At 73.5% G+C, this 26491-nt stretch carries 23 protein-coding genes; 9 read left to right on the top strand and 14 right to left on the bottom strand.

Annotated features, from left to right (window positions below; translation table 11 throughout):
• Positions 1–406: 406 nt before the first annotated feature.
• Complete coding sequence (locus tag QA634_RS18370; RefSeq protein WP_012333405.1) at positions 407–667, top strand: hypothetical protein; 261 nt, start codon at positions 407–409, stop codon at positions 665–667.
• 75 nt (positions 668–742) lie between these two features.
• On the opposite strand, the gene QA634_RS18365 is transcribed toward QA634_RS18370, so the two are convergent.
• The 3 genes from QA634_RS18365 to pedF form a co-directional block, all read right to left on the bottom strand.
• On the bottom strand, positions 743–2500 hold the full coding sequence (locus QA634_RS18365; RefSeq protein ID WP_043701351.1) for a PQQ-dependent methanol/ethanol family dehydrogenase: 1758 nt from the start codon (positions 2498–2500) through the stop codon (positions 743–745).
• Between the two features lie 105 nt (positions 2501–2605).
• Positions 2606–3463 carry a substrate-binding periplasmic protein gene (locus QA634_RS18360; RefSeq protein WP_012333403.1) on the bottom strand — a complete coding sequence of 286 codons (858 nt, stop codon included), beginning with the start codon at positions 3461–3463 and terminating at the stop codon, positions 2606–2608.
• An 8-nt stretch (positions 3464–3471) separates the two neighbouring features.
• Entirely contained in the window at positions 3472–3906 is a 435-nt protein-coding gene (gene pedF, locus QA634_RS18355) for a cytochrome c-550 PedF (RefSeq protein ID WP_012333402.1), read from the bottom strand.
• A gap of 322 nt (positions 3907–4228) precedes the next feature.
• On the opposite strand from pedF, the gene QA634_RS18350 reads away from it, so the two are divergent.
• The 5 genes from QA634_RS18350 to QA634_RS18330 all read left to right on the top strand — a co-directional run bounded on the left by QA634_RS18350 (position 4229) and on the right by QA634_RS18330 (position 10838).
• Positions 4229–5437, top strand: coding sequence for an ABC transporter substrate-binding protein (locus QA634_RS18350; RefSeq protein ID WP_012333401.1), 1209 nt, complete (start codon positions 4229–4231; stop codon positions 5435–5437).
• Entirely contained in the window at positions 5437–6411 is a 975-nt protein-coding gene (locus tag QA634_RS18345) for a PQQ-dependent catabolism-associated beta-propeller protein (protein WP_012333400.1), read from the top strand. The genes QA634_RS18350 and QA634_RS18345 overlap by 1 nt, the downstream gene beginning before the upstream one ends.
• 50 nt (positions 6412–6461) lie before the next feature.
• Positions 6462–8591 (top strand): 4Fe-4S binding protein, encoded by a 2130-nt coding sequence (locus tag QA634_RS18340; RefSeq protein WP_050777494.1) that lies wholly within the window; start codon positions 6462–6464, stop codon positions 8589–8591.
• Positions 8588–9550 carry an FAD:protein FMN transferase gene (locus QA634_RS18335; RefSeq protein WP_012333398.1) on the top strand — a complete coding sequence of 321 codons (963 nt, stop codon included), beginning with the start codon at positions 8588–8590 and terminating at the stop codon, positions 9548–9550. Before QA634_RS18340 ends, QA634_RS18335 begins: the two co-directional genes overlap by 4 nt.
• Before the next feature lie 151 nt (positions 9551–9701).
• Entirely contained in the window at positions 9702–10838 is a 1137-nt protein-coding gene (locus QA634_RS18330; protein ID WP_012333397.1) for an FIST signal transduction protein, read from the top strand.
• Positions 10839–10902: 64 nt separating this feature from the next.
• On the opposite strand, the gene QA634_RS18325 is transcribed toward QA634_RS18330, so the two are convergent.
• From QA634_RS18325 to QA634_RS18300, 6 genes are all read right to left on the bottom strand, one after another.
• Positions 10903–11190 carry a hypothetical protein gene (locus QA634_RS18325; RefSeq protein WP_012333396.1) on the bottom strand — a complete coding sequence of 96 codons (288 nt, stop codon included), beginning with the start codon at positions 11188–11190 and terminating at the stop codon, positions 10903–10905.
• Positions 11191–11298: 108 nt separating this feature from the next.
• Positions 11299–12819: an aldehyde dehydrogenase gene (gene adh / locus QA634_RS18320; protein WP_012333395.1), complete on the bottom strand. Its 1521-nt coding sequence runs from the start codon at positions 12817–12819 to the stop codon at positions 11299–11301.
• Between the two features lie 267 nt (positions 12820–13086).
• Complete coding sequence (locus QA634_RS18315) at positions 13087–14223, bottom strand: FAD-dependent monooxygenase (protein WP_012333394.1); 1137 nt, start codon at positions 14221–14223, stop codon at positions 13087–13089.
• 27 nt (positions 14224–14250) lie between these two features.
• Positions 14251–15270 (bottom strand): adenylate/guanylate cyclase domain-containing protein, encoded by a 1020-nt coding sequence (locus QA634_RS18310; protein WP_012333393.1) that lies wholly within the window; start codon positions 15268–15270, stop codon positions 14251–14253.
• A 126-nt stretch (positions 15271–15396) separates the two neighbouring features.
• Positions 15397–16620 carry a peptidase T gene (pepT, locus tag QA634_RS18305; protein WP_012333392.1) on the bottom strand — a complete coding sequence of 408 codons (1224 nt, stop codon included), beginning with the start codon at positions 16618–16620 and terminating at the stop codon, positions 15397–15399.
• A 148-nt stretch (positions 16621–16768) separates the two neighbouring features.
• Entirely contained in the window at positions 16769–17707 is a 939-nt protein-coding gene (locus QA634_RS18300) for a DMT family transporter (RefSeq protein WP_012333391.1), read from the bottom strand.
• 741 nt (positions 17708–18448) lie between these two features.
• Between QA634_RS18300 and QA634_RS18295 the strand changes: the two genes are divergently transcribed.
• Positions 18449–18727 carry a hypothetical protein gene (locus tag QA634_RS18295; protein WP_265576371.1) on the top strand — a complete coding sequence of 93 codons (279 nt, stop codon included), beginning with the start codon at positions 18449–18451 and terminating at the stop codon, positions 18725–18727.
• A 1997-nt stretch (positions 18728–20724) separates the two neighbouring features.
• Entirely contained in the window at positions 20725–21465 is a 741-nt protein-coding gene (locus QA634_RS18290; protein ID WP_012333389.1) for a GntR family transcriptional regulator, read from the top strand.
• Between the two features lie 109 nt (positions 21466–21574).
• Here QA634_RS18290 and QA634_RS18285 read toward each other — a convergent pair whose 3' ends face one another.
• The 5 genes from QA634_RS18285 to QA634_RS18265 form a co-directional block, all read right to left on the bottom strand.
• Positions 21575–22894: an amidohydrolase family protein gene (locus QA634_RS18285; protein ID WP_283026694.1), complete on the bottom strand. Its 1320-nt coding sequence runs from the start codon at positions 22892–22894 to the stop codon at positions 21575–21577.
• Positions 22873–23049, bottom strand: coding sequence for a hypothetical protein (locus QA634_RS18280; RefSeq protein WP_283026693.1), 177 nt, complete (start codon positions 23047–23049; stop codon positions 22873–22875). The genes QA634_RS18285 and QA634_RS18280 overlap by 22 nt, the downstream gene beginning before the upstream one ends.
• A gap of 6 nt (positions 23050–23055) precedes the next feature.
• A complete protein-coding gene (locus QA634_RS18275) occupies positions 23056–24111 on the bottom strand; it encodes an ABC transporter substrate-binding protein (protein ID WP_012333387.1) in 1056 nt (351 codons plus the stop codon).
• Between the two features lie 79 nt (positions 24112–24190).
• Complete coding sequence (locus tag QA634_RS18270) at positions 24191–24964, bottom strand: ABC transporter permease (RefSeq protein WP_012333386.1); 774 nt, start codon at positions 24962–24964, stop codon at positions 24191–24193.
• Between the two features lie 2 nt (positions 24965–24966).
• Positions 24967–25830, bottom strand: coding sequence for an ABC transporter ATP-binding protein (locus QA634_RS18265; protein WP_012333385.1), 864 nt, complete (start codon positions 25828–25830; stop codon positions 24967–24969).
• A gap of 255 nt (positions 25831–26085) precedes the next feature.
• Here QA634_RS18265 and QA634_RS18260 point away from each other — a divergent pair, with 255 nt between their 5' ends.
• Positions 26086–26487: a nuclear transport factor 2 family protein gene (locus QA634_RS18260; protein ID WP_012333384.1), complete on the top strand. Its 402-nt coding sequence runs from the start codon at positions 26086–26088 to the stop codon at positions 26485–26487.
• Positions 26488–26491: the final 4 nt, after the last annotated feature.

Genomic DNA, 26491 nt, shown 5'->3' with positions numbered 1-26491 from the left:
ACCGACGATAAGTCGCATCCGAGACGATCTCGGCCTCCCGCCCCGCAAGTGACCGGGATCGATCGATCTCGTCGGCCGACGGACAAGGGATCTGCTTTGCGATGCTGTCCCGCCGACGTTCCGTGAGCTCGCTCCTCCGCGAGCGGGTCCTGGAGTAGCCTGGCGGACTCGCCGCCTCGGTCGCCGTCGCGATCGCTCTCCCGGCGATTAGCCAAGGAGCCCTACAACCAAGAAGTCATGAAAACGACGCCCCGCAACCAAAGGGAGCGGATGGCAGCCTCTGCTCCAGGGCGCGATCCGGTTGGGCGCTCGGCCCAACGGCCTAGGTCGCCGGGAAACCTTGTGCACGAAATATTAGATGTCTATTGCAAACGGTACAATTCCAATGTGGCCCTGGGAGGCTTCCATGACCCGCATCGCCCTCACGATTCCCGGCCCGAGCCGCTCGGCGATCTCGATCGGGCTGCTCGGGGCCGTCGGTGCCGTGACGGCGCTGCTGGCCGGCCTGACCCTCGCCCCCGAGCCGGCCATCTCGTCACCCTCGGCGCCGGCCGCGGTGAGCCGCCCGGTCGCCGCACCGCGCGCGGCCGGGCCCAAGGCGATGCCCTCCGGCGAGCCGCGGCGCGCGGTGCGGGTCGTCTATCCGGGACCCGTCGTCGCGCGGTGAGCGCGTTCGGCCGCGCGGGATCGCTGCTCCCGCGCGGCGGAGGAGCCGGCCGCCCGGCCGGCTCCCGCCACGGCCTCAGCGCGCGGCGAGCTGCTTGGGCAGGCGGAAGGCCCAGAAGCTCGCGCCCTGGGTGATGCCGGCCGTGGACTTCGCCACCTCGCCGCCCCAGAGCGGCACCGCGCCGCCCCAGCCCGCCGCGACGCCGATCCACTGCTCGCCGTCCTGCTCCCAGGTGATCGGCGAGGACACGACCCCGGTGCCGAGCTGGAACTTCCAGACCTCCTCGCCGGTCTTCGCGTCGAAGGCCTTGAGGTAGCCCTCCGGCGTGCCGGTGAAGACGAGGTCGCCGCCCGTGGTCAGCACGCCGCCCCACAGCGGCGCCTTGTTCTTGTACTCCCACACTACCTTCTGGGTCGCCGGATCGATCGCCTTGAGCGAGCCGATATGGTCCTCGAAGACCGGCCTGATGGTGAAGCCGGCGCCCAGATAGGCGGCGCCCTTCTTGTAGGCCACCGGCTCGTTCCACAGGTCCATGCCCCACTCGTTCGAGGGCACGTAGAACAGCTTGGTGTCCGGGCTGTAAGCCATCGGCATCCAGTTCTTGCCGCCGAGGAAGCTCGGGACGGCGAAGACCGTGCTGCCCTTCTTGCCGTCCTGCGACTGCGACGGGTCGGAGGGGCGGAAGGCCGGGTCGTAGATCGGCCGCCCGTCGCCGTCGATGCCCTTGGCCCAGCTGATCTTCGCCACGAACGGCATCGCGCTCAGGAACGTCCCGTTCGCGCGGTCGAGCACGTAGAAGAAGCCGTTGCGATCGGCGGTCGCCCCCGCCTTCACCACCTTGCCGTCCTTGTGCAGGTCGAAGGGGATGAACTCGTTGACGCCGTCGTAGTCCCAGCCGTCGTGCGGGGTGGTCTGGAAGCCCCAGACGATCTCGCCGGTATCCGGGTTGATCGCCAGCCGCGACGACGACCACTTGTTGTCGCCCGGCCGCGTCGCGCTGTTCCACGGGCCGGGATTGCCGGTGCCGTAGTAGATCAGGTTGGTCTCGGCGTCGTAGGTGCCGCCGAGCCAGGTCGCGCCGCCGCCGAACTTCCAGGTGTCGCCCGGCCAGCTCTCGTTGACCTTGCCGGTCATGGTCGAGGGCTTGCCGTGGAGGGTGCCGACGTGGCCCTCGATCACCGGCCGCGACCAGACGAGTTCGCCGGTCTCGGCGTCGCGCGCCTCGACCCGGCCGACCACGCCGAACTCGCCGCCCGAGACGCCCGTGATGATCTTGCCCTTCACGATCATCGGCGCCGCCGTGAAGGAGTAGCCGGCCTTGTAATCGTCGATGTCCTTGCGCCAGATCACCTTGCCGGTCCTGGCGTCGAGCGCCACCAGCTTGGCGTCGAGGGTGCCGAAGTAGAACCGGTCCTTGTAGAGCGCGCCGCCGCGGTTGACGACGTCGCAGCAGGGCAGGATGCCCTCCGGCAGGCGGGCGTTGTACTCCCAGATCTTCTCGCCCGTGCGGGCGTTGATGGCGAAGGCGCGGCTGTAGGAGCCGGTCACGTAGATCACGCCGTCGTGCACCAGCGCCTGGCTCTCCTGGCCGCGCTGCTTCTCGCCGCCGAACGAGAACGAGTAGGCCGGGACGAGGCCCTTGATCGTGTCCCGGGTCAGGGCCTTGAGGGGGCTGTAGCGCTGGCCCTGCAGGCCGAGCCCGTAGGTGACGACGTCGCCCGGGGTCTTGGCGTCGTTGGCGATGTCATGGTCCGTCACGCCCTCGGCCCGGGCGGCGCCGAGCATCAGCGCGAGCGCCCCCGCCGACGCACACAAAGTCGTACGCAATCTCATGGACGTGTCCTCCTCCGCGAGACCCTGCCGCCCGTTCTCGTGCGCAGGGCGAGTGAAGCTTGGGCGGCGGCCGCCGCGGCGGCCGCCCGTGCCCCCTCCCTCCGGTCAGTCGCCGGACGGGGGCGTGAAGGTGACGCCGTGCCGGGCGAACAGCGCCTGCATCTCCCCGCTCGCCGCGAGGGCGGCCAGCGCGTCGCCGACCGCGTAGGCGAGGTCGCGGGAATCCTGGCGCACGGCGGCGCCGATCTCCCAGCGGGTGCGCACCGGCCCCGGCACGGAGAGTTCGGTGACGGCGACGCCCTCGGCCTTCGGGCCGGCCGCGCGCAGGGCCCCCTCGATCGCCGCCCGCGTGCCGCCGAGCACCGGGGCCTCCCCGGCGAGGAAGGCCGTCGCCGCCGCCGCGAAGCTGCGGAAGTGGCGGATATGGGCGCGCAGCTGCCCGCCCTCGGCCAGCATCAGCAGCGTGTCTGCGGCGCTGGTCCCCTCGACGGCGACCGGGTTGGCCTCGCTCGCTGCCAGGGAATCGAAGGCCTCCAGCCTGTCCCGGCGATACGCGAAGGCGACGCGCTGCTCGCAATAGGGCACGGTGAAGAAGACCTGCTCGTTGCGCAGCGCGAGTTGCCGGTCGGTGGGCACGTGCAGCATCAGGTCGGCCAGGGCCGAGCCGGCGAGGTCGCCGCGCCAGAGGTTCAGGCGGAAGTCGCCGTCGACGCTCTCGCCCGCCTCGACGAGGCGCAGGTCGAGGGCGACCTTGAGGCGCTCGGCGATCCGGCGGGCGAGGTCGACCTCGATCCCCGCGGGCCCGGCCGCGCCGTCATCCGAGAAGGGGGCGTTCTCGCGGTAGACCGCGACCCGCAGCGTGCCCGAGGCGACCACGTCGTCGAGGGGGCGGGCGGCGGCCGGCGCCGCCAGGGCGGCGGACTGGGCGGCGGACAGGGCGGCGAGGAGGACGAGGCGGCGCATCGCCCCGCTCACCCCTCGTTCACGTGGCGGGACTCGATGTAGGAGCGGATCGCCCACATCGCCTCCTGCGAGAGCGCGTCCCGGAACGGCGGCATCTTGTAGGTGCCGTTGATCATGGCGCCGTTCTGGATCCGCTCCATGAACCACGCATCGCCCTCGCTGCCCGTCTCGAGCCTGCGCAGGTCGGGCGCGAGGCCGCCGGAGATCACCTCCAGGCCGTGGCAGCGGGCGCAGTTCTGGGTGTAGCCCGAGTAGCCGATCTCCACGGCCTTGGGATTGCCCCGGTAGGGGTTCTCGGCGAGCAGGTCCGGCCCGAGCGCCGGCAGGCCCTTGGTGTCCACCGGCTGCGGCTGCACGTCCCCGTGGCCGTGGACGACGCTTGCGCTCGCGGCCGCGAGGGCCGCGGCCAGCAGGGTGCGGCGGGCGATCGGCGGAATCCGCATCGGTCTCAACCTCTTCCTTGGTGAGTTCATCCCCGGCGACCACGGAGCGTGATCGCATGCTTCGGCCCGTCCTCGGCCGCTCCGGGAGCGCCGGGCGGGACCGCACTTGATTCTCAGTTCTGCACGCTGGATGTCTTCATCCGGCCGACAAAGCGGCCTGGCTGCGACCATAATGCTTTCATGTACCAAATCAATAGCAATCTAGACTGCTCAACCTTTGGTACAATTCAGTGTTTAACCTTTGGTCCAAGTGGCTCGTCTGGGCCGGGCGGCCTATCCTGCGGGGCACGAGGCGGCACGACCGCCGCGAGGAGATGCAGCGATGCGAGGCACCGGCCTTCGCGCGGCGCGCCTGCTGCTGGCGGGGGCCGTCGCCTTCCTGTCCACGGGCCTCGCCGCCGCGCAGGCCGTGGTGGCCGTCCACTACCTGGAGCGCCGGGTGGACCGCCCGGTCCCGCTCAACAACGAGGAGCCGGTCCCCGAGGACCAGGGTCTGCGCGGCGCCGAACTCGGTCTGCGCGACGCGCAGGCGACGGGGCGCTTCGTGGGCCTGGGCTTCTCCCTGAACAGCACCGTGGTCGGGCCGGGCGAGGACATCCGCGCGGCGCTCTCGCGCATCCTCGCCGCGCAGGCGCCGCGCTTCGTGGTCGTGAACGCCCCGGCGGGCGACCTCCTGGCGCTGGCCGACGCGGAGGCGGCGGGAGGCACGGTCTTCCTCAACATCGGCGCCGCCGACACGCGCCTGCGCGACCAGGATTGCCGGGCGCGGGTGCTGCACCTGCTGCCCTCCCGGGCGATGCTGACCGACGCCCTGGTGCAGTTCCTGGTCGCCAAGCGCTGGACCCGGCTCCTCCTCCTGTCCGGGCCCGCCCCGGCGGACGCGCTCTACGCCGAGTCCCTGCGCCGCAGCGCCCGCAAGTTCGGGGCCCGGGTGGTGGCGGAGGCGCGCTTCGACCCGCAGGGGGCCGACATCCGCGATTCCGCCGCGCAGGAACTGGCGCTCGCCTCGCGCGGGCCCGAGCACGACGTGGTGGCGGTGGCCGACGAGGCGGGCGCCTTCGGGGCGAGCCTCGTCTACAACACGGCCTCGCCGCGGCCCGTCGTCGGCACGCACGGGCTCACCCCGACGGCCTGGGGCCGGCCGGTCGAGGCCTGGGCGGCGGCCCAGCTCCAGACCCGCTTCCGCAAGCTCGCGGGCCGGCCGATGGACGCGGTCGATTACGCGGGCTGGCTCGCCGTGCACGCGGTCGGCGAGGCGGCCGCGCAACTGCGCAGCGCCGATCCCGACGCGATCGCCGACCTGCTCCTGTCCGGGCGCTTCGAACTCGGCGGCTTCAAGGGGCGGGCGTTGAGCTTCCGGCCCTGGAGCGGCGAGTTGCGCCAGCCGGTCTTCCTGCTCTGGCCCGGCGCCGTCGCGGCGACGGCGCCGCTCGCGGGCTTCCTCCACCAGCGCACCGAACTCGACACGCTCGGCCTCGACCAGCCCGAGAGCGCCTGCCGGGCGATGCGCGACCCGCGGCGCGGCAGCTGATGCGGCGGCGCGCGGCAGGCCTCCTCGCGCTGCTCTGGGCGGGCGCGGCGCCCGGGGCGGAGGTCTTCGTCACCAACGAGCGCGACAACACCGTCTCGGTGATCGATTCGGAGCGCCTCGAGGTGGTCCGCACCTTCGCGGTCGGGCGCCGGCCGCGCGGGGTGGCCTTCTCGCGGGACGGGCGCCGCCTCTTCGTCTGCGCGAGCGATTCCGACGCCGTCCAGGTGATCGACCCCGAGACCGGCCGGCTCCTCGACAACCTGCCCTCCGGCCAGGACCCGGAGCAGTTCGCCCTGCACCCGGACGGGCGCCGCCTCTTCATCGCCAACGAGGAGAACGCCACCACGACGGTGGTGGACGCGGCCGAGCGCCGGGTGCTGGCCCAGATCGACGTCGGCATCGAGCCGGAGGGCATGGCGGTGAGCCCGGACGGGACCCTCGCGGTCACGACCTCGGAGACCACCAACATGGTCCACTGGATCGACGCGGCGACGCTGCGCGCCGTCGACGCCACCCCGGTCGGCCAGCGGCCCCGCTACGCCGCCTTCACGGCGGACGGCGCGACGCTCTGGGTCTCCTCGGAGGTCGGCGGCACGGTGGCGGTGATCGACGTCGGGACCCGCCGGGTCCGCCGCACGATCGGGTTCGAGATCAGGGGCGTGGCGCCGGACCGGATCCAGCCGGTCGGGATCCGGCTCACCCGCGACGGGCGCCTCGCCTTCGTGGCGCTCGGCGCGGCCGACCGCGTGGCGGTGGTGGACGCCGCGACCTTCGAGGTGCTGGGCTTCATCCTGGTCGGGCGCCGGGTCTGGCACCTCGCGCTCACGCAGGAAGAGGGCCGCCTGTTCACCACCAACGGCGTCTCGGGCGACGTGACGGTGATCGACGTGGCGACCCGCCGGGCCCTGCGCAGCGTCAAGGTCGGGCGCTATCCCTGGGGCGCCGCCGTGCGCCCGACCGGGGCCGCGCCGTGAGGGGGGGCTCAGCCGGCCTCCCCCTGGCGCCGCCGTGGCCCGCACGGGCCGTGAGGGCGGCGCGGCGCGCCATCCGCCTCCTCGCCCCGCTGCTCGCCCTCTGGCTCCCCGCCGCGGCCGGGGCCGGCACCCTCGACCGGGCCGGGCTGGAGCGGCTCTTCCCCCCTCCCCTCGTGGTCGGCGAGCGCGACGACGCCCTGCCGGTCTGGCCGATCCTCAAGCAGGAGGCGGGCCGCTACGACGTCTTCGCCTACGCGTACGAATCGGCCGACCTCGCGCCGATCCCGGGCTTCGGCGGCACGCCGCCGAACCTGCTGGTCGCGCTGGCGCCCGACGGCAGCTTCCGGGACGTGCGGGTGCTCTCGCACCGCGAGCCGGTCTTCCTGGAAGGGCTCGGCGAGGGGCCGCTCTTCGCCTTCGTCGCGCAATATGGGGGGATGTCGGCCCGGCGGCCGATCCGGGTCGGGCGCGCCAACGCGCGGGCCAACGGCGCCCCGCCCGCCTCCACGGTGGACGGGGTGTCGATGGCGACCGCCTCGACCCGGGTCATCAACGAATCGCTGCTCGCCGCCTCCCTCGCCGTGGCGCGCGCCAAGCTCGGCTTCGGCGCCGGCCAGAGCGCGGCCCTGCGCGTCGAGGCGCGGCCCGGCCCCGTCGAGAGCCTGACCTGGGACGCGCTCCTCGCCCGCGGCTTCGTGCGGCGCTTCGCGCCCACGCACCGGGCCGTCGAGGCGGCCTTCGCGGGATCGGGCTTCGAGGGCCCGGCGCCGGCCGCGCCCGACGCGCCCTTCGCGGAGATCTACCTCGCCTATCTCAACCTGCCGACCATCGGCCGCGCGCTGCTCGGCGAGGCGCGGCACGCGGCGCTGATGGCCGAGATCGGCCCCGGCGCCCACGCGGTCCTGGTCCTGTCGGCCGGGGCCTGGAGCGCGCTCGGCGAGGACTTCGTGCTCGGCGCGATCCCGGAGCGCTTCGGCCTCGGCCAGCGCGGGCTCGGGGTGACCGCCCGCGACCTCGCCATCGAGCGCCGCGGCGCCGGACCGCCCGGCATGCCGGAGGGGCCCTGGTCGATCCTGAGGATCGCCCCCGAGGCGGGCTTCGACCCCTCGGCGCCCTGGAGCCTGACCCTGCGGATCACCCGCGAGAAGGGCCAGATCTTCCCCGAGCGCGCGACCCGGGAGGTCGCCGCCGACTACGCCCTGCCGCCCGACCTCTTCGTCCGGGAGGCGCCGGAGGAACCCGCGACCTGGACCGAGCCGTGGCGAGCGCGGGCGGCGGACCTCGCGCTGATCGGCGCCGCCCTCGCCCTCCTGGTCGCCGTGCTCGCGCGCCCGCGCGGCCTCGCGGCCCGTCCCCGGCCCTTCGCGGCCTTCCGCCTCGCCTACCTCGCCTTCACCCTCGTGGTGATCGGCTGGGTGGCGCAGGCGCAGCTCTCGGTCGTCACCCTGATCGGCCTCGTGCGCGCCGCGACGGTCACGGGCGACCTCAGCTTCCTCCTCTACGACCCGCCCTCGCTCCTCCTGTGGGGCTTCGCCCTGGCGACGCTCGCGGTCTGGGGCCGCGGCACCTTCTGCGGCTGGCTGTGCCCCTTCGGGGCGCTGCAGGAACTCGCGGCCGCCGCCGCCCGTCCCCTGCGCCTGCGCCCGCGCGTCCCGGGCCCCGCCGCGGACCGGGCGCTGCGCCGGCTCAAGCACCTCCTCCTCGCCGCCATCCTGGCGAGCGCCGCCCTCTCGGCCCCCCTGGCGGATGCCCTGGCCGAGGCCGAGCCGTTCAAGACCGCGATCACGCTCGGCTTCGTCCGGGGCGCGCCCTTCTGCGCCTACGCGGCCGCCCTCCTGCTCCTCAACCTCTTCGTCTACAAGGGTTTCTGCCGCTACCTGTGCCCGCTCGGCGCGGGCCTCGCGCTGCTCGGCCGCCTGCGGCTCCTCGACTGGATCCCGCGCCGGCCCGAATGCGGCAGCCCCTGCCAGCTCTGCCGCGTGCGCTGCCGCTACGGCGCCATCGCGCCGAGCGGCCGCATCGACTACGCGGAGTGCTTCCAGTGCATGGACTGCGTCACGATCATCCAGGATCCCCGGCAATGCGTGCCGGCGATCCTGGCGCGCAAGCATCCGGCCCGCAAGTACCCGGGCCACAAGCACCCGGCGCGGCCCCGGCCGGCCCCGGCCGAGACGGCGTGAGGCCGGGCCGGCGCCGCCTCCTCGTCGGCGCCGCCGGGGCCCTCGCGGGGCTCGGCGGGGCCGGCCTCCTCGCCCTCGCCCGGGCGCGGGGGCTGCGCACCGCGAGCCGGGCCGGGCTCGCCTTCGGGACCACCGTGTCTCTCACGCTCGCGGGGCCGGACGCGGCCGCCCTCGAGGCGGCCCTCGCCGAGGGCTTCGCGGAGATCCGGGCGGTGGAGCGCGCCGCGAGCCTGTTTCGCGCCGACAGCGCCCTGTCGCGGCTCAACCGGGAGGGCCGGCTCGACGGGGCCGACCCGCACCTGCTCGCGCTCGCGCGCTTCGCCCTCGACCTCGCGGCGGCGAGCGCGGGGGCCTTCGACCCGACCGTGCAGCCGCTCTGGCAGGCCTGGGCCGAGGCGGCGGCGCGCGGGGCGCGCCCGACCCCCGCCGCCCTCGCGCGGGCCGGCGCCCTCGTCGACTGGCGCGAGGTCCGGATCGACGGGCACAGCCTGCGCCTGCTCCGGCCGGGCGCGGCCCTGACGCTGAACGGGATCGCCCAGGGCTACGCCGCCGACCGGGTGATGGCGGCCCTGGCGCGCCGCGGCGTGCGGGACGCCCTCATCGACACGGGCGAGCTGGGCGCGGCCGGCCACCGGGCGGACGGGTCGGCGTGGCGGCTCGGGATCGCCCATCCGCGGCGCGCCCGCACCCTCGCGGCGACGGTCGCGCCCTTCGCGGGCTTCGCCGCGACCTCGGGCGACTACGCCACCGCCTTCACGCCGGATTTCCGCCACCACCACATCGTCGATCCGGCCACCCGCGCCTCGCCCCCCGACCTCGCCTCGGTCACCGTCCTGGCCCCGTCGGGATTGCTGGCGGACGGGCTGTCGACCGCCGCGATGGTCCTGGGCGAGACGGGGGCCCGGGCCCTGCTCGCCCGTTACTCCGGTTGTTCAGGACATTTCATTGCAAAGATCTGATTTTAACTGATCATGCCCGGCTTGCGGCGGCCGCCGTTCTCGCGCAGCCTGTGGCGAAGCCGGAAGCGGCGCGGCCGACGGGCCGGCGCGCGGCGGGGATCGGCCCGGGCCGGTTCCGTCAGGGAGGGGCCTGGTGGGCACGGGACGACCGATGCGGGCGCATGCCTGCGGCGTGCAGACGGCGTGGACCGAGGCGGACGGGGCCGCGCAGGCGGCCGAGGCCATCGCCGCCGCCCTCGACCGGGACGAGGTCGGCCACCTCCTGGTGTTCTTCTCCGCGGAATACGACGCCGCCGCCCTGGCCGAGGCGCTGCGGACCCGGTTTCCGGGCATCGGGGTCGCGGGCTGCACCGCCTCGGGAGAGATCTGCGCCGCGGGCGGCCTGGAGCGGGGTCTCGTCGCCGTCGCCTTCCCGCGCGAGGGCTTCCGCGTGGTCTCGACGGTCCTCACCGGCATCGATTGCCTCGACGGGGAGGCGACGGTCGCGGCGATGCGTGGGCTGCGCGCGCGGCTCGGCCAGGCCGCCCCCGTCCCGCTGCACCGCTTCGCCCTGTCGCTGATCGACGGCCGCACCCACGCGGAGGAGAGGGTCATCTCCGCGGTGGCCTGGGGCCTCGACGCCATCCCCCTGGTGGGCGGTTCGGCCGGCGACGCCCTGACCTTCTCGCGCACCGCGCTGATCCACGACGGGCAGGCGTACCGCAACGCCGCCGTGGTGGCGGTCGTGGAGACGACCTACCCGGTCGAGATCTTCAAGATCGACAATTTCGAGCCGACGCCGGTGAAGTTCGTGGTGACCGAGACCGACGCGGCCAACCGCACGGTGCGGGAGCTCAACGCCGAGCCGGCGGCCGCCGAGTACGCGCGCGCGGTCGGCCTGCGCCCGGGCGAGCTCTCGCCGATGACCTTCGCGACCCACCCGCTGGTGGTGCGGGTGGGGGGCGACTATTTCTGCCGCGCGATCCGCCGCCTCAACCCGGACGGCTCGCTCGGCCTGTTCTGCGCGATCGACGAGGGGGTGGTGCTGACCCTGGCGCGCCAGCGCGACCTCCTGGCCTCGACCGAGGAGGCTCTGGTCGACCTCGACGCGCGCCTGGGCGGCCTCGACCTCGTGATCGGCTTCGAGTGCGTGCTGCGCCGGCTCGACGCCGAGATGCACCAGATCCGACACCCGATCTCGGAACTCTATCGGAAGTACGGTGTGGTCGGCTTCGAGACGTTCGGGGAGCAGTACCGATCGACCCACCTCAACCAGACCTTCACGGGGATCGCGATCGGCCGGATGTGACGGGGCGCGGGGCGGCGCCCCCCGGCCGAGTGGCTGATGGACCCGCCCGAAGGGCCGTCGGCCGTCAGAGCCCCGGGATCGCGAAGGCCCCGCCCTCCGCCGGCCGGTCGAGGCGGCGCTGGCCGCGGGCCGGGATCGGGCGGTTGTAGGCGGCCCGCCCCGGGCCGGTGATCCGCACCCGGTCGGTGGACCCGGGCAGGTACTCCATCCAGCCCTTCGCCACGAGGTCGGCGTGGGTCTTGGGGCCGGAATAGACCTGCGCGATGGACGCCCATTCCGCGTGCAGCAGCGCGCGGAGGGCCTTGCGCTCGAGTTTCGTCGGGATGGAGGGATTGCTCGGCCGGAACGCCATCGGTGCGCTCACCTGAGAGGAATTGCCAAGGCGTGGAAGGGGGAGCCGCGCGGGCGCGCGGCTCCCCGAAATCCCCGCCGGCCCGAAGGCCGGCGGGGGAGCGGGGTCTCAGAAGAAGCCGAGGGCCTTGGGCGAGTAGCTGACCAGGAGGTTCTTGGTCTGCTGGTAGTGGTCGAGCATCATCTTGTGGGTCTCGCGCCCGATGCCCGACTGCTTGTAGCCCCCGAAGGCCGCGTGGGCCGGGTAGGCGTGGTAGCAGTTCGTCCACACCCGGCCGGCCTGGATCTCCCGCCCGAAGCGGTAGGCCCGCGTCCCGTCCCGCGTCCACACCCCGGCGCCCAGCCCGTAGAGCGTGTCGTTGGCGATCGCCAGCGCCTCGGCCTCGTCCTTGAACGTCGTCACCGACAGCACCGGCCCGAAGATCTCCTCCTGGAAGATCCGCATCCGGTTGTGGCCCCGGAACACCGTCGGCTTCAAGTAGAAGCCCTCGGCGAACTCGCCCGCCAGCACCGCCCGCTCGCCGCCGGTCAGCAGCTGCGCCCCCTCCTGGCGGCCGATGTCGATGTAGGACAGGATCTTGGCCAGCTGCTCGCCCGAGGCCTGGGCGCCGATCATCGTGGCCGGGTCGAGCGGCGAGCCCTGCCGGATCGCCTCCACCCGCGCCACCGCCTTCTCGATGAAGCGCTCGTAGATCGATTCCTGCACCAGCGCCCGGCTCGGGCAGGTGCAGACCTCGCCCTGGTTGAGGGCGAACATCGCGAAGCCCTCCAGCGCCTTGTCCAGGAACGCGTCGTCCCGCGCCATCACGTCCTCAAAGAAGATGTTGGGCGACTTGCCCCCCAGCTCCAGCGTCACCGGGATCAGGTTCTGGCTGGCGTACTGCATGATCAGCCGCCCGGTCGAGGTCTCGCCCGTGAAGGCGATCTTGGCGATGCGCGGCGAGGAGGCCAGCGGCTTGCCCGCCTCCAGGCCGAAGCCGTTGACGATGTTGAGCACGCCGGCCGGCAGCAGGTCGCCGATGATCTCGGCCAGGACCAGGACCGAGGCCGGGGTCTGCTCGGCGGGCTTGAGCACCACGCAGTTGCCGGCCGCCAGGGCCGGGGCGAGCTTCCAGACCGCCATCAGGATGGGGAAGTTCCACGGGATGATCTGGCCGACCACGCCGAGCGGCTCGTGGAAGTGGTAGGCGACGGTGTCGTGGTCGATCTCGGAGAGCGAGCCCTCCTGGGCGCGCACGCAGCCGGCGAAGTAGCGGAAATGGTCGATGGCCAGCGGGATGTCGGCGTGGGTGGTCTCGCGGATCGGCTTGCCGTTGTCCCAGGTCTCGGCCAGCGCCAGCAGGTCGAGGTTGTCCTCCATGCGGTCGGCCATCCTGGTGAGGATGCGGGCGCGCTCGGCGGGGGCGGTGCGGGCCCAGGCGTCCTTGGCGGCGTGGGCGGCGTCGAGGGCGCGCTCGATGTCCTGGGCGTCGGAGCGGGCGACCTCGCAGATCAGCCGCCCGGTGAGCGGCGACGTGTTCTCGAAGTAGCGGCCCGCCGCCGGCGCCACCCACTGCCCGCCGATGAAGTTGTCGTAGCGCGCCGCGAACGGCGAGGCGGTCTGGCCGCGCAGGAATTCCGGCTTGTTCATGGTGTCCTCCCAGGATCGTCGCCCTCGTCGGGTGCGGGGCGAGCCGTCCTGTCCTGAGCAGCCCGCGTGCCAGGCCGCCGCCGCCGCCCCGCCGCCGGATCTTGCGACGCGGTAAGTCCCTGGCAATGCTTCACGGCCGCGGGGTCATGCGGGGAGCGTGCCGGGCAAGACCCGGGTTGGGTCCCGGCCGGGTCGGGGGCGGTCGCGCGGCCGAACCTGCGACAGCTGTTGCGGCTGTCGCAGGTTGCGACAGCCGCGCGGCGGCGCTCAGCCGGTGACCGGCCGGCGCAGGGGCCCATAGGTCGCCCGGTAGCTGCGCGGCCCGAGGAAGGGCAGGAGCAGGCGCCTCGCCAGGTCCGGCATCCGGGCCGCGCGCGACATCCGGTCGGTCATGGCCTGCACGTGGGCCACGCGGGGGCGCCGCAGCCGCTCGTAGGCGGCGCCGGCCTCGCCCCACGCCGCCGCCGGGCGGTCCAGCACCCGCGCCAGGACCAGCGCGTCCTCCAGGGCGAGGGCGGCCCCCTGCGCCCAGACCGGCGCGGTCGCGTGCGCCGCATCCCCCGCCAGCAGCACCCGGCCGGCGTGCCAGCGCGGCGCGCGCACCTCCTCCAGCGGCGAGTGATGGAGGGAGGACGGCCGCGCGAGCGCGGCCGCGAGCGCCTCGCGCACCCGCCGGGGAAAGCGGGCGAAGACGGGCGCGACGGATCCGAGGGCGTCGCCCGCCGGCGCGGCGCCGGTCACCGCGACCCAGCCGTAGGCCTCGTCCCGGTCGACCGGGATGAGCAGGAAGAGGCCGCCGCCTCCGCTCCAGAGCGTCCAGGCCTCGACCCCCGGATTGGGGATCATGAAGCGCCAGCTCGCCCCGGCGAGTCGCGCCGCCTCGGGGGCCGCGCCCCCGAACACGGCGCGGCGGACGGTCGAGTGCACGCCGTCCGCCCCGACCAGGAGGCCGCCCGTCTCGGCCGTGCCGTCGCTCAGCACCGCCGCGACGCCGCCCGGATCCTGCCGGACCGCCGCGAGGCCGCGCCCCTGCCGCACCGCCTCCTCCGGCAGGCCGCGCCGCAGCACGCGCAGGAGGTCGGCGCGCCGCAGGCAGCGGGGCCGCGCCCGCGCGCCCCAGAACGCCTCCTCGTCGACGCGGAAGATCAGGCGGTCCGCCGCGTCGCGGTACTCGCGCCGCGCCAGGGGCTGGCCGAGACCGCGCAGCTCCTCCCCGAGGCCGAGCGCGTCCAGGGCCTGGACCGCGTTGCCCGGCAGGTTGATGGCGAGCCCGGCCGCGGCCGGCTCGTCCCGCCGCTCCAGGGTGAGCGAGGGGATGCCGCGCCGGTGCAGGGCCCGCGCGACGGCGAGGCCCGCGATGCCGCCGCCGCCGATCAGGACTCGGTCCGCCGTCTCAGGGTTCATCGGGGTGCCTTTCTCGGATCCGCGGCCTCACGCCGGCCGGGCGCGCACGCAGGCGACCCGGAGCGGCTCGTGGCGGCCGCGCAGGGCATGCGCGCCGAGATCCTCGGCCAGGAGGTCGGGCGGGAGCGGGCCGAGCCGGTCGAGCAGGTCGCCGGAGACCAGCACCGTGACCCCGAGCTCCTTGGCGAGCGCCTCGAGGCGGCTCGTCGTGTTCAGGGTGTCGCCGAAATACGCGATCTTGTGCCGCTCCAGGCCGATCTCGGCGGTGACGACCGAGCCGCAATGCAGGGCCGCGCGGAAGCCCGGCACCTGACCGAACCGCGACTCCCAGGAGGCGGCGTCCGCGGCGAGGCGGGCGGCGAAATCGAAGACGCAGCGCAGGCAGGCGGCGTCGCGGCTGCCCTGCGCCAGGGTCCAGCTCACCAGGGCCATGTCCCCGACATAGTCGTCGATCGAGCCGCGCGAGCGATGGACCGGCAGGGCGAGCGCGCTGAAGATCTCGCCGAGATATTGCTGCGCCGCGAGGTCGCCGCGCTCCTCGGCGAAGCGCGTCGAGCCGGACACGTCGAGGAACAGGAAGATGCGCTCCTCGCTGATCGGCCGGTGGTAGCGGCCGATCAGCAGGTTGGCGAAGACCCGCGGGCCGATCAGGTCGCGGACGCGGAACACGAAGGCGATCAGCACCGAGATCGCGAGCGCGTAGAGGAAGCCGGTCCGCGACATCATCATGGCGGCGCGGGCGCTCGGTATCAGGCCGAAGACGTGGTGCAGCAGCGTCCCGGCGGCCGCGTTGCCGAGGACGATCATCGCCACGTAGGTCGCGACCGTGGCCGCGGCGAAGAGGGGCGTGGCGGCCCGGCGGACCCGGTCGCGCCAGGCCGCGAGCAGCAGCCCGCGCTCGTAGAACAGGATCGGCGACCCGATCAGGGCGCCCCGGAGCGCCGGCTCCGAGAGCGGGCCGGTGCCCGAGAGGGCCGCGTAGGCGAGGCCCGCCAGCGCCCCCAGCGCGGGCGCGGCGATCCAGAAGCCGGGTCGGGACGAGGGCATCGGGCTCCTGTCGGGTCGCGCCGCGGGCGCAGCGCGCTCCCGATACATCACCCGGCGCGCGAGTTCATGTCCGACGCCGCGCGAGGCCGGGGTGGGATGCGGGCCGATCCAGGGCCGCCGGGGCCCTCAGGCGGCCGCGAGCCGGCAGATCGTGCGCGCGACCTTGAAGGAGGCCTCGAAGGCGGGAACCGGCAGGAACTCGAACCGCGAGTGGAAATTGCAGGCGCCGGTGAAGAAGTTCGGCGTCGGCACGCCCCGCGCCGAGAGGGCCGACCCGTCGGTGCCGCCGCGCATCGGGATCAGCTTCGGGGTGATCTCCAGCGCCGCCAGCGCGGAGAACAGCAGGTCCACCGCCCGCCGGTCGTCCCCGAGCGAGTCCCGGATGTTGCCGTACACGTCGTCCAGGCGGCAGGCCACGCGGCCGGTCGGGTAGCGGGCGGCGACGCGGGCGGCCTCCCGCTCCACCCGCGCCTTGCGGGCCGCGAAGGCGTCCCGGTCGAAGTCCCGGATCCGGACCTGGAGCCGCGCCTCGCTGTCGTTCGCCACCATCCCGCTGAACCAGTAATAGCCCTCGCGGCCCGCGGTGCGCTCGGGCGTCTCTGCCCGGTCGAACTGCGCGATGAAGTCCTGCGACATCAGCAGCGGGTTGACCATCACGCCCTTGGCCGCCATCGGGTGGGCGCTGACCCCGGTGAACACGACCTCGCCGTTGGCGGCGTTGAAGGTCTCCAGCACGACCTCGCCCACCTCGCAGCAATCGATCGTGTAGGCGAAATCGCAGGCGAACCGCGCGAGGTCGAGGGCCTTGGCGCCGCGCAGCCCGATCTCCTCGTCGGGCACGAAGGCGACGAGGATGTCGCCGTGCGCGTCCGCCGGGCCCAGCGTCGCCAGCAGCGTCATCATCACCGCGATGGCGGCCTTGTTGTCGGCCCCCAGCACGCTGGTGCCGTCGCCGACGATCACGTCCTGGCCCCGCCAGGGCAGGATCTCCGGGTGCTCCGCGGCGCGCAGCCAGATGTCCCGCTCGGCATTCAGGCAGAGGTCGCGGCCGTCGAAGCGCAGCACCTGCGGGCGGATCACCGGGGAGAGCCCGACATCGACCGTGTCGAGATGCGCGACGAAGCCGATCCGCGGGGCGCCCGGCCGGGTGCCGGGCTTCAGCGCCGTCACGATGGCGGCGTCGTCGAGGGTCACCCGCGCGAGCCCGATCTCGCGCAGCTCCGCGGCCAGCAGGGCCGCGAGGTCGCGCTGGCCCGGCGTGCTCGGCAGCGTCGCCGCGGCGGCGTCGCTCTGGCTCGGAACCGCGACATAGCGGAAGAACCGCTCGACCAGCTGCGCGCGAATGCTCATCGTTGCTCCTCTCGGCCCGGGCGGGCGCCCGGGAGCATAACCGCTTCGGCGCGCCTTCGGGCCTCAGCGGTGGCGACCATTGCCACCGCTGAGGCCCGAAGGCGCCGGACCCGTGCCGGGCGGGGGGCGGCGATGCCGTCCCCGGGGCTCACGCCCCGCGGCCGCGCCCCAGCCGCTCGGCGATGACGATGCCGCCGAGGACGAGGGCGAGGGCGACGGCGTTGTCGAGCCGGAACGGCTCCCCGGCCACGGTGACGGCCAGCGCCGCCCCGAAGACCGGGACGAGGTTCACGAAGATGCCCGCCCGGTTCGGCCCGATCAGCTCGACGCCGCGCATGAAGAAGAGCTGCGAGATCAGCGACGGCCCCAGCCCGACGAAGGCGATGATCGCCCAGCCCGCGGCGCTCGGCCAGATCAGGCGCCCGGCCACCCACTCGGCGAGGAGGAGCGGCAACGAGGTGAGCAGGGCGGCGAGGGCCAGCGCGGCGAAGAAGGTCGCCCCCGACACGGCCGGCCGCGCCCGCAGCGCGACCGTGTAGCCGCCGTAGAGCAGGCAGGCGAGGAGCAGGAGCAGGTCGCCCCGGTTGAACGCGAAGGTGCGCAGCACCGCGAGGTCGCCGTGCGTCGCCGCGACGACCACGCCCAGGGAGGTCACGAGGACGCCGAGCACCTGGATGCGCGTGACGGGCGTGCGGTAGGCGAGGAAGCTGCAGGCCAGCACCACGACCGGCATCGCGCCCTGGAACAGGGCCATGTTGGTGACCGTGGTGGCGGCGCCCGCCGCGTAGAACAGGGCGTTGAAGACCGTGAAGCCGCAGCCGCCCATCAGCAGGATGCGCAGCCAGGCCGGGCGCAGCAGGCGCCACTCGCGGGCGACCCGCCGGGCCGCGAAGGGCGCCAGGACCGCGCAGGCGACGAGCCAGCGCAGGCTGGTCAGCGCGAGCGGCGAGACCTCGCCCACCGCCCACTTGCTCGCCACGGCGTTGCCGGCCCAGATCAGGGCGGTGAGCGTGAGGAGCGCGTAGGCCCGAAAGGCGCCGTCTCTTCCGCCGGAAACCCCGGATTTCGGGCGCCAGGATTCACGCATGGCCGTTCTCGTTCGCCCTCCGGCCGCCGGATGGGCCAGGGAACAAGGCGATAGGCCAAGGCGTGGGCATCCGCTACCTGGGCTCGCCCCCGGTCGGCCGCGCCGCGACCGTGCCGCAAGGTCCGAGTCCGCGTCCCTCGCCCCACCCTCCGCGCGTGGTCCCGCGGCCTGGCCGGCCTCTCGCCCGGCCAGCCGCCCTGCCCCGGCTTCCGGCCTGACGAGTGGGCAACCACCCCGGAGGACCACCATCGCTCCGGGGACGCGTTCGGGCCCGAGGCCGATCGGCTGGGCTCGCACACGGTCACGCTGCGCGGAATGTGCCGGGGGCTGCGCATTAGGTTTCCGGTGATCTCGGTGTTACGGATGGAGGGCACGCGGAGTGCGGCACAGAGGTACCCCCACGTGCCGACCGATCTTCCCACGCCATCGCAGGCGCCGCGCTGGCGGAGGCTTCTGCGACTGGGCGTCATCCTCGTGTGGTTCAGTCTCGCTGATCTCGCTCGTCGAGGATGGGCGGCGCTGAGGCGTGGTCGACGCCGTCCGTAGAGCGTCGACGCGTTCCCTTATGCGAAGAGAACAGCCGCCAGCGGCCCGCTCGGCGCGGCAGGAAGGGGCTCCGGAGCCGCCGGTCTGCGCCGTCGCCACGCGTTGAGGCGGACGGTGGGGAGACATCATCGGACCCGGGTGTGGGAGTTCAAGCGTTGGCCACCGGGGCGCGATCCCGCGGGCTTGGTGGCGCTGATGGACGAGAACGTTCGCGACTTGCACGCTGCCCTGGTCGAGGCCGCGGCGCTCGGTAACGCCCTTGCCGGCGAGTGCGCCGACATCGCCCGGCAGTTGCATGGCTGCGGGAATGCCTCCAGGGCTGAGGCGATCAGCGGCGTGGGCCGCGCGTTGCGGATCAAAGCGCTGCAAATGTCGGCCGCTGCCGGCGCTCTGGTCACGCGCGACCCGCACGTCCTTGCGCCGGAGGCGGGACGGGACAGAAGCCTCGACCGAGGGTCGATGAGCTCCCGGTAGCTTGCGCGCGTCGAGCGCATGCATGCGGACCAGCGGTCCCGATCCTTGGGCTCCCTGCCCGATCGCCCCGCGGAAGGGGCCCGGGCCCGCCAGCGTGGCGAGCCCCGAGATGCGTGCCCCTGCCCGCTCGGCTGCGAGGAGTGGCTGGAAGACTTCGACGGACGGGCGCGCAGGCCGCGTCCGACCGGCCGAAGAACCCCGCCGGGTGAACGGCGCGCGCCGTCCCTGCCATCCTCTTGCTCCGATCCGGCAGCGTCTCGATCCGCCTCGTGGAGCCGCGCGCGCCGCGGCCGTTCCCCTGCCGTTCCCTCGCGATCCGACGCCGGCTGGCATACGCTCGGGACCAGCCAGGAGGCACTTCTGATGTCGGAACGCCGAGAACTCTACCGAAGCCCGAGCGGGGACACTTGGTACCTTGGCCGAGAGCCGCAGAACGGCAGGGCATTCATCATTCACCAGCCTAACGGGCCCTCCGGAGGAAAGCGCAGTCATATCGAGCTGGGAGCTTTCTTGGCGGACGGAACGGGCAAGCCGGAACAGCAAGCCTTGCTTCGCTTGATCGGAACGCTCGTCGAGGTTCCTCCGTATGCGGATCAGACCTGAGGGCCGGAGGCGAAAGGCGATCCGGACGGCCATCCCGCCGGCGCGGCGGGCCTGAGATCTGCTGATCAGGCCACGTCGCCAGCCAGCCGGCTCTCCCGTCGCGCTCGGGCCGCGACGGGCGGCCGGGCGTGGCAGGGGCTCCGGCCCGGCCCAGGCAAGCAGAGCCATGATCTGGCGCTTACCGTCCCGCGTCTGCTTGTCCGTGCAGCAACAGCCCTCCGGAAGCGCGCAGCAGCGCGAGGGCTGGTGATGCTCGCGCACGATGTCCCGGTCAGGGCGGCGGACAGACCTCAGGCAGATCGGGATCGAAGGCCGCCATGGTGTGTCTCCCGCCGCCAGCCCCGGGGCTGAATGCAGATGACGGGCACTGACGGCACGGCGGTGGGCCTGCCGAGGCCGAGGCCGGAGCGCTCTCGGTCGCCGTCGCGCTCCTCCCCGATCCGCTCGATGCCTTCGGGATGGCGGAAGTGGGCGTCGCTCAGGCGCCGCGCGGGCTCGTGATCCGGGATCCGCTGTGATCAGCCGGATCCCGGATCACAAGTCATGCTGATTGAGTTTTGGCCCGAGGGGTTCCAACCCCCGAGGTGACCTTGCCGTCAGGGCGGACTTTGGCCCCCGGAGGCGGTGGCCCTGCCCCGGTCGGATCCGAGGCTGGGGGCACCTCAGGGTCGGGCTTTCTCGCATCGTGGGACATGCTCGCCTCCCGGTCTGGGTGGAAAGGTGGAGGAGCTGCCGGCTGCGCAGCCACCCCATCGCGGCAGCCCTCGGGGGGGGCGAGAGAAGGGCGACGCACCACGCGACCCGTCGGCACATCGAAGAGCGGCCGCGCCAGGAGCTCGCGCGAGACGGCCAGCGCCTCGACCGACCGGCTCATGGAGTCAATGTGGAGGAAGCAAGAATCCCTGCCGCTCAAGCGCTTCTCTTGCGCCTGCTCCGGGTCGCCAGTCCATCTGGTCGCGAATTTGAAAGGTTTGACTTGGTCCATGACAACGCGCGACGGGTTGCGTTGCCTGTTCGAATGACCCTGGTCACGCGTTGGTTCGTTCGCCTGGGGTTAAATCCGGTGAAAGCTCGTCCGCGCGATCGCCGCGCAGCGAAGGCGGCCTCCGTCTCGGTGGCGACCCACCGCAGCCCCCGCCGCGGGTCCGACGAGCGGGATCGCGACAGCTCCGCCCGCCGCCGGCCGCGGCCGCATGGCTGGCCTCCCCTGACCGGCAACCGGCCGCGGCACCGGGGCGGCAGGGTCCGCGCCCCGGCCGGCATCGCCCGCCCGGATCGGCGCGGAGAGCGTCGGCGGGAAGCGATCCTCCGGGCGCGGCGGGCCGCTTCGTCCTTGAAAACCCGCCGGAGCTTCCGGATCATGGCGGTGGGCGGCCCTCAGCCCGGAGAACGGCGTGACGGGAAAGAGAACGGGCGCGGCGGCCCGGATCGTGCGGCTTCCGCGCGGCAGACCGGCCGCGGCCGGCGACCGGGGAGCGGCGATCTACGCGGCGCTGCGGCGCGCGATCATCGAGCAGGCGCTCAAGCCCGGCGAGAAGCTGCCCGAGGACGCGATCGGAGCGAGCTTCGGCGTGAGCCGCACCATCGTGCGCAACGCCCTGCACCAGCTGGCGGCCGAGGGGCTGGTGGAGATGCGCCGCAACCGCGGCGCGCGGGTGGCGCGGCCCCGCTGGGAGGAGGCGGGGGACATCTTCGACATCCGCCGCGCCCTGGAGCGCCTGGTCATCGCCCGGCTCGCCGGCCGGCTGACGCCCGAGCAGGTGGCGCGGCTGAAGGAGCATGCCGACCGCGAGGACGCCGCCCGGGGAGGATCCGAGCCGCACTCGGTGCGGCTCGCCACCGAGTTCCACGTGCTGCTCGCCGAGATGACCGGGAGCGAGGTGCTGGCGCGCTACGTCGGGGAGGCGGCGTGGCGCTGCGGCCTCACGCTCACCCTCTACAGCCGCCCGCACTCCTCGGAATGCGGCGTGCACGAGCACCGGGAGATCATCGCGGCGCTCGAGGCGGGCGACGAGGCCCGCGCGGTCGCCGTGATGGACGGGCACCTCTCGGCGGTGGTCTCCCGCGCCCTGATCGGCCCGCCGGCGCGCAGCCGCGACCTGAGCGAGATCCTGCGCCGCTACGCGCAGGAGTGATCCGGGATCCGCTCGATCCAAGCGATCCCGGATCGCGAGCCCGCGCGGCGCCTGAGCGACGCCGACATCCGCATGGCCGAAATGGGAGATGGCGAAGCCATCGACCGGATCAGGCGCAGCCGATGCGCCGCGCGTACCAGGCGCGCAGGGCCCGCTCGTAGCGCGGCCAGGCCCGCAGCAGCGGATCCCGCGGCACGGCGAGGCGGTAGCGCGCCCGCAGCTCGGCCTCGGCGGCCGGGAGGTCGATCCCGGTCACCCGCCCGTCGGCGACGACGCGGCGGCCCGCCACCACCACGTCGCGGACATGGGCGGCGGTCGCGCGCGCGAAGACGAGGTCGAGGGGGTCGACCGGCAGGATCGCGTCCCGGTCGAGGGCGTCGAGGTCGAGCACCATCAGGTCGGCCGGCGCGCCCGCCTCCAGCAGGCCGGGGCCCGGCGCCCCGAGGCTGGCGCGGCCCTCCGCGATCACGGCGGCGAGGAACCGGCGGCGGTCGTCCGCATCCGCGAAGCCCCAGGGACCATGGACCGCCTGCACGAGGCGCAGCTCGCGCAGCATGTCGTCGTCCTCGTCGAAGGCGAGGCCGTCGAGGCCGAGGCAGACCCGGCAGCCCTGGGCCCGCGCCTCGCGGAAGGGGGCGATCCCGGAGCGCAGGTGCAGGTTCGAGCTGAAGTTCGTGACGATCATGGCCCCGGCCTCCGCGATCAGCGCCCGCTCCTCGGCATCGGCATGGACGCAGTGGGCGAGGGTCAGGCGCGCCGAGAGGAGGCCGATCTCCTTGAGGAAGCGCACGATCCCCTGGGGGTATTCGCGCCGCGCCCAGTCGCGCTGGGCGGCGGTTTCGAGGAGGTGCATGTGCACGCGCCGGCCCGTCAGGGCGGAGCGCTCCGCGACGGCTTCGAGGAGCGGCCGGCTGCACCATTGCACCCCCGCCGGCCCGAACTGGACCGCCACGGTCGGCCCCTCGATCGCCGCCGCGATCGCCTCCGTGAGGGCGACGTACTCCGCCGGGGACGGGGCCGGCCGCAGGAAGGCCGCCTCGATCGCCGCGCGGGTCCCCGCCGGGAGGTCGTCCAGCACCTCGTCCGAGGCTCCGTAGACGAGGGGATTCCGGTCGCGCACGGCGAGCGCGAAGGTCATGCGAACGCCGACGTCGCGGGCCGCGCGGGCCACCTCCCGGGCCTCGTCGAGGAGCGGGAGCCGGCCGCTCGGGCGGGTGTAGTGCACCATCACGGCGGCGCAGCCGGCCCGCGCCGCCCGGGCGAGGGGCGCCGCTGCGGCGAGGTAGGCGTCCGGCGGGGTCGCCAGGGCCGAGCGCGGCAGCCACGTCTCCAGGGGCAGGAAGGCCGCGCCGAAGGAGGTCAGGGACAGGGGCCGGGCGTGGTCGTGGGCGTTCACCAGCGCCGGCATCACCAGGCGCCGGCCCGGCACTGCCGGGCCCCCTCCCCGCCCGGCCCGACGGCTGCGCCCGGCGCATCCGCCGCGATCGCGGCGATCGCCGCGATCCGGTCGCCCGCGATGCGGATCGCCCGGGCCGGCGCCGCGGCGAGGTCCGGCCCGAGCAGCGCGTCGCCCGCGATCCGCACGGCGCGTCACTTCTTCACGTAGTCGAGGCTCCGCTCGGCCCGCGGCGGCAGGAAGCCGCGGCTGAACACCTCGGCCGGCTCGGGCCGGCGCGGCAGGTCGTAGCCCGCCGCCACCAGGGCGATGGCGCGCGCGAGCCGGTCGTCCTTGAGGTCGCCGACCCCGATCTCCCTCATCTCGGGCGAGACGATCAGCGTCTCGTAGGAGAATTGCAGCCGGCGCTTCTCGACCGCGGCGTTGACGAGGTTGTCGAAGGCCACGACGGCCTGCATGCCGAGATCCTGGTCCCGGCCGATCTCCACCACCGCCCGGTTGATCGCCCGCACGAGGCCGGCCACCGCCTTCGGGTTCTCCTTCAGCAGCTTGCGCGACACCATCACCCCGTTCGAGTACAGATCGAGCCCGTGATCGCCGAACGAGATCCAGTTGAAATCCTTGTCCGGATCCTGCCGGTTGAGCACGAGGTTGAAGTAGCTCGTGATCGTGAAGACCAGCGCGGCGTCGATCTGGCCCTGGAGCAGCATCGGCTCCTGAAGGTTCGGGGCCATGTTGCTGACCTTGATCCTGGCGAGATCGAGGCCGTTGGTCTTGGCGAAGACCGGCAGCATGCGGGTGGTCGGGGTGCCCTGGGCGCCGCCGAGCGTCCGGCCCTCGAGATCCTTGGGGCCGCGGATGCCGCTCGCCGCCTTCGAGACGATCGCGAAGGGCGGCTGGTTCCACAGCATGTAGACCATCACGGGCGCGTCGGCCGGGCGGGTCGCCGCGTTCTGGATGATGGCGTTCATGTCGCCGAAGCCGGCATCGTAGGCGCCGCCCATGATGCGGGTCACGGTCGCGCCCGAGCCCTCGCCCTGATCGATGACGACGCTGAGCCCCTCCTCCTTGAAGTAGCCCTTGTCGCGGGCGAGGAAGAAGGCCGCGTCGCTCCCCTGCGTCTTCCAGCCGAGGGTGAACTTGATCGTGGTGTCGGCCAGCGCCGTCCCGGCGGCGAGGCACAGGGCCAGCGTGGCGGCAAAGTATCGGATTGCGGCAAGATACCGGATTGCGGCAAGACGTCGGATCATCGTCGGCTCTCCCCTCTGGGCGCTCCCCGGCGCCGTGTTGCCGTGGCGGGGCCGGCCGCGGCGCGGCGGCCCGCCCCGCTCAGACCGCGATCTCGCGCTTGCGCGTCGCCCAGCCGGTTACCCGCGCCTCCACCAGCGAGAAGGCGGCGTAGAGGGCGATGCCGAGGCCGGCGAGGATGAACAGGCCCGCGAAGGCGAGCGGCACGTCGAAATTCGAGGAGGCGGCCATCATCACGTTGCCGATGCCGCGGTTCGACGCGACGGTCTCGGACAGGACCGTGCCCACGAAGGCGTAGGTCACCGCCACCTTCAGGGAGGCGAAGAAGAACGGCATCGTGCGCGGCAGGCCGACGTTCCACAGGATGTCGAGCTTCGAGGCGCCGAGCGCCTTCAGCACGTCCTCCAGTTCCGGCTCCGTGGTGGCGAGGCCGGTGGCGATGTTCACGACGATCGGGAAGAAGCAGATCACCAGCGAGGTGAGCACCGCCGGGACGGTGCCGGAGCCGAACCACAGCACGAAGATCGGCACCACCGCGACCTTGGGGATGGACGAGAAGCCGATCAGCAGCGGGTAGGCGGTGTCGTAGGCGAGCCGCGAGACGCCGATCACCGCCCCGATGACGAGGCCGGTGAGCACGCCGAGGACGAAGCCGAGCATCGTCGTGCCGAGGGTCTGGAGCATGTGCGGCCAGAGCACCGGCGCGCGGGCGACCAAGGTGGCGAGGATCTGGCTCGGGCGCGGCAGGACGAGGTCCGACACGCCGAGGGCAACGCACAGCACCTCCCAGGCGGCGAAGAAGCCGAGGATCATCAGGAGCGCGAGACCGCGCTGCCGCAGGCGGAGGGCCGGCATGGTCAGGGGCTCCCGGCCGGGGCCGCCCGGGCGCTCACGATGAGGTCGCGCAGGCGGTGGGTGAGGGTGACGAAGCCCGGCTCGTAGGTCATGGCGACGCTGCGCGGGCGCGGGAAGGCTACGGGCGAATCGTCGAGGATCCGGCCCGGCCGCGCGCTCATCACGCAGATGCGGCTGGCGAGGTAGCCGGCCTCGCGCAGGTCGTGGGTGACGAGGATCACCGTCGGCCGCCGCGCCATCCAGAGGTCCTGGAGGATGCCCCAAAGCTCCTCGCGGGTGAACTGGTCGAGCGCCCCGAAGGGCTCGTCGAGGAGGAGGAGCCGCGGCTCGTGGACCAGCGCCCGGCACAGATTGGCGCGCTGGAGCATGCCGCCCGAGAGCTGCCAGGGGTAGCTCCCGGCGAAGTCCTTCAACCCGACCTGGTCGAGGAGGGCGTGGACCCGGTCCCGGAAGGCGCCGCGGCGCTTGGCGCGGAATTCCGACCGGTACGGCGCGACGATGCGCAGGGGCAGCATCACGTTCCGCTCGATCGTGAGCCAGGGGAGCATCGTCGGGTTCTGGAAGGCCATGCCGATGCGCAGCGCCTTGGCGCTCGCCTCCCGGCCGCCGACGATCACCGCGCCGGCGCCCGGCCGCATCAGGCCGGCGGCGAGCCGCAGGATCGTGGACTTGCCGCAGCCCGAGGGGCCGACCAGGGCGACGAACTCGCCCTCGCGGATGTCGAGGCTGGTCGGCGCCAGCGCCGCGACCGCGGAGGCCCCCTGCCCGAAGGTGACGGACGCGTCCTCCAGCTCGACCGCCTTGACGCGGCCGGGCGCGAAGGACGTCTCGTCGGGGGGCCGGGGCAGCGAGGCGGTCGCGTTCATGCCGCCGGCAAGGCAGGTTCCGTGCCAGCGTATACGATCGAGGTGCGGCGCAGGCCGGTCTTCCGCCGCGCGCGCGGCCAAGCTTGGGCTTGGAAAGCGGGCGGTCCGCTCGCCGAAGCGGCACTTGTGTCAATTTTCGAGCACGATTTGCCGCACAAACGGTATACGATTTGCCGGGACAGGGCCTTACACTCGGCGCCGCCGCGTCGGCCGCGGGCCGGGGCGGCGCGCCGCCGCCCGCTCAGGAGACCCGCCATGCCGACATCCGATCCCGCCGAGGCGGCCCGCATCGTCGACGCTTTCCTGGAGGCCTCGATGCGCCCCGATCCCGTCGCCGCCGCCGCCTTCATGGCGCCGGACGTGCGCATCGTCTTCACGGGCGGGCGGGTGTTGGGCCATCCGGGGGAGGCCACCGCCTTCAATGCCGGCCGCTATCGCTGGGTGAAGAAGCGCATCCTGCGCAACGACGTGGTGCCCGGCGACGGCGAGACCGTCGTGTACAATCTCGGCACGCTCTACGGCGCGTGGCCGGACGGGCGCCCCTTCGAGGGCAACCGCTACGTCGACCGCTTCGTGGTGCGCGACGGGCTCATCGTCAGCCAGGAGGTCTGGAACGACAGCGCCGAGCGCATCCTCGACCCGAGCCTCGGCGCCTGACCGC

Source organism: Methylobacterium sp. CB376, assembly GCF_029714205.1.
Taxonomy (GTDB): domain Bacteria; phylum Pseudomonadota; class Alphaproteobacteria; order Rhizobiales; family Beijerinckiaceae; genus Methylobacterium.
Note: the sequence above shows the minus strand (reverse complement) of the source record. Positions and strands in the feature narration are given on the sequence as shown.

Bases quoted from the DNA above. Each gene is read 5' to 3' on its own strand.
- QA634_RS18265 (WP_012333385.1), bottom strand. From the start codon at position 25,830: ATGAACGCGACCGCCTCGCTGCCCCGGCCCCCCGACGAGACGTCCTTC.
- QA634_RS18310 (WP_012333393.1), bottom strand. From the start codon at position 15,270: ATGCCCTCGTCCCGACCCGGCTTCTGGATCGCCGCGCCCGCGCTGGGG.
- QA634_RS18275 (WP_012333387.1), bottom strand. From the start codon at position 24,111: ATGATCCGACGTCTTGCCGCAATCCGGTATCTTGCCGCAATCCGATAC.
- QA634_RS18270 (WP_012333386.1), bottom strand. From the start codon at position 24,964: ATGCCGGCCCTCCGCCTGCGGCAGCGCGGTCTCGCGCTCCTGATGATC.
- adh (WP_012333395.1), bottom strand. From the start codon at position 12,819: ATGAACAAGCCGGAATTCCTGCGCGGCCAGACCGCCTCGCCGTTCGCG.
- QA634_RS18360 (WP_012333403.1), bottom strand. From the start codon at position 3,463: ATGCGCCGCCTCGTCCTCCTCGCCGCCCTGTCCGCCGCCCAGTCCGCC.
- pepT (WP_012333392.1), bottom strand. From the start codon at position 16,620: ATGAGCATTCGCGCGCAGCTGGTCGAGCGGTTCTTCCGCTATGTCGCG.
- QA634_RS18365 (WP_043701351.1), bottom strand. From the start codon at position 2,500: ATGAGATTGCGTACGACTTTGTGTGCGTCGGCGGGGGCGCTCGCGCTG.
- pedF (WP_012333402.1), bottom strand. From the start codon at position 3,906: ATGCGGATTCCGCCGATCGCCCGCCGCACCCTGCTGGCCGCGGCCCTC.
- QA634_RS18260 (WP_012333384.1), top strand. From the start codon at position 26,086: ATGCCGACATCCGATCCCGCCGAGGCGGCCCGCATCGTCGACGCTTTC.
- QA634_RS18345 (WP_012333400.1), top strand. From the start codon at position 5,437: ATGCGGCGGCGCGCGGCAGGCCTCCTCGCGCTGCTCTGGGCGGGCGCG.
- QA634_RS18315 (WP_012333394.1), bottom strand. From the start codon at position 14,223: ATGAACCCTGAGACGGCGGACCGAGTCCTGATCGGCGGCGGCGGCATC.
- QA634_RS18330 (WP_012333397.1), top strand. From the start codon at position 9,702: ATGCGGGCGCATGCCTGCGGCGTGCAGACGGCGTGGACCGAGGCGGAC.
- QA634_RS18325 (WP_012333396.1), bottom strand. From the start codon at position 11,190: ATGGCGTTCCGGCCGAGCAATCCCTCCATCCCGACGAAACTCGAGCGC.
- QA634_RS18350 (WP_012333401.1), top strand. From the start codon at position 4,229: ATGCGAGGCACCGGCCTTCGCGCGGCGCGCCTGCTGCTGGCGGGGGCC.
- QA634_RS18300 (WP_012333391.1), bottom strand. From the start codon at position 17,707: ATGCGTGAATCCTGGCGCCCGAAATCCGGGGTTTCCGGCGGAAGAGAC.
- QA634_RS18295 (WP_265576371.1), top strand. From the start codon at position 18,449: ATGGACGAGAACGTTCGCGACTTGCACGCTGCCCTGGTCGAGGCCGCG.
- QA634_RS18370 (WP_012333405.1), top strand. From the start codon at position 407: ATGACCCGCATCGCCCTCACGATTCCCGGCCCGAGCCGCTCGGCGATC.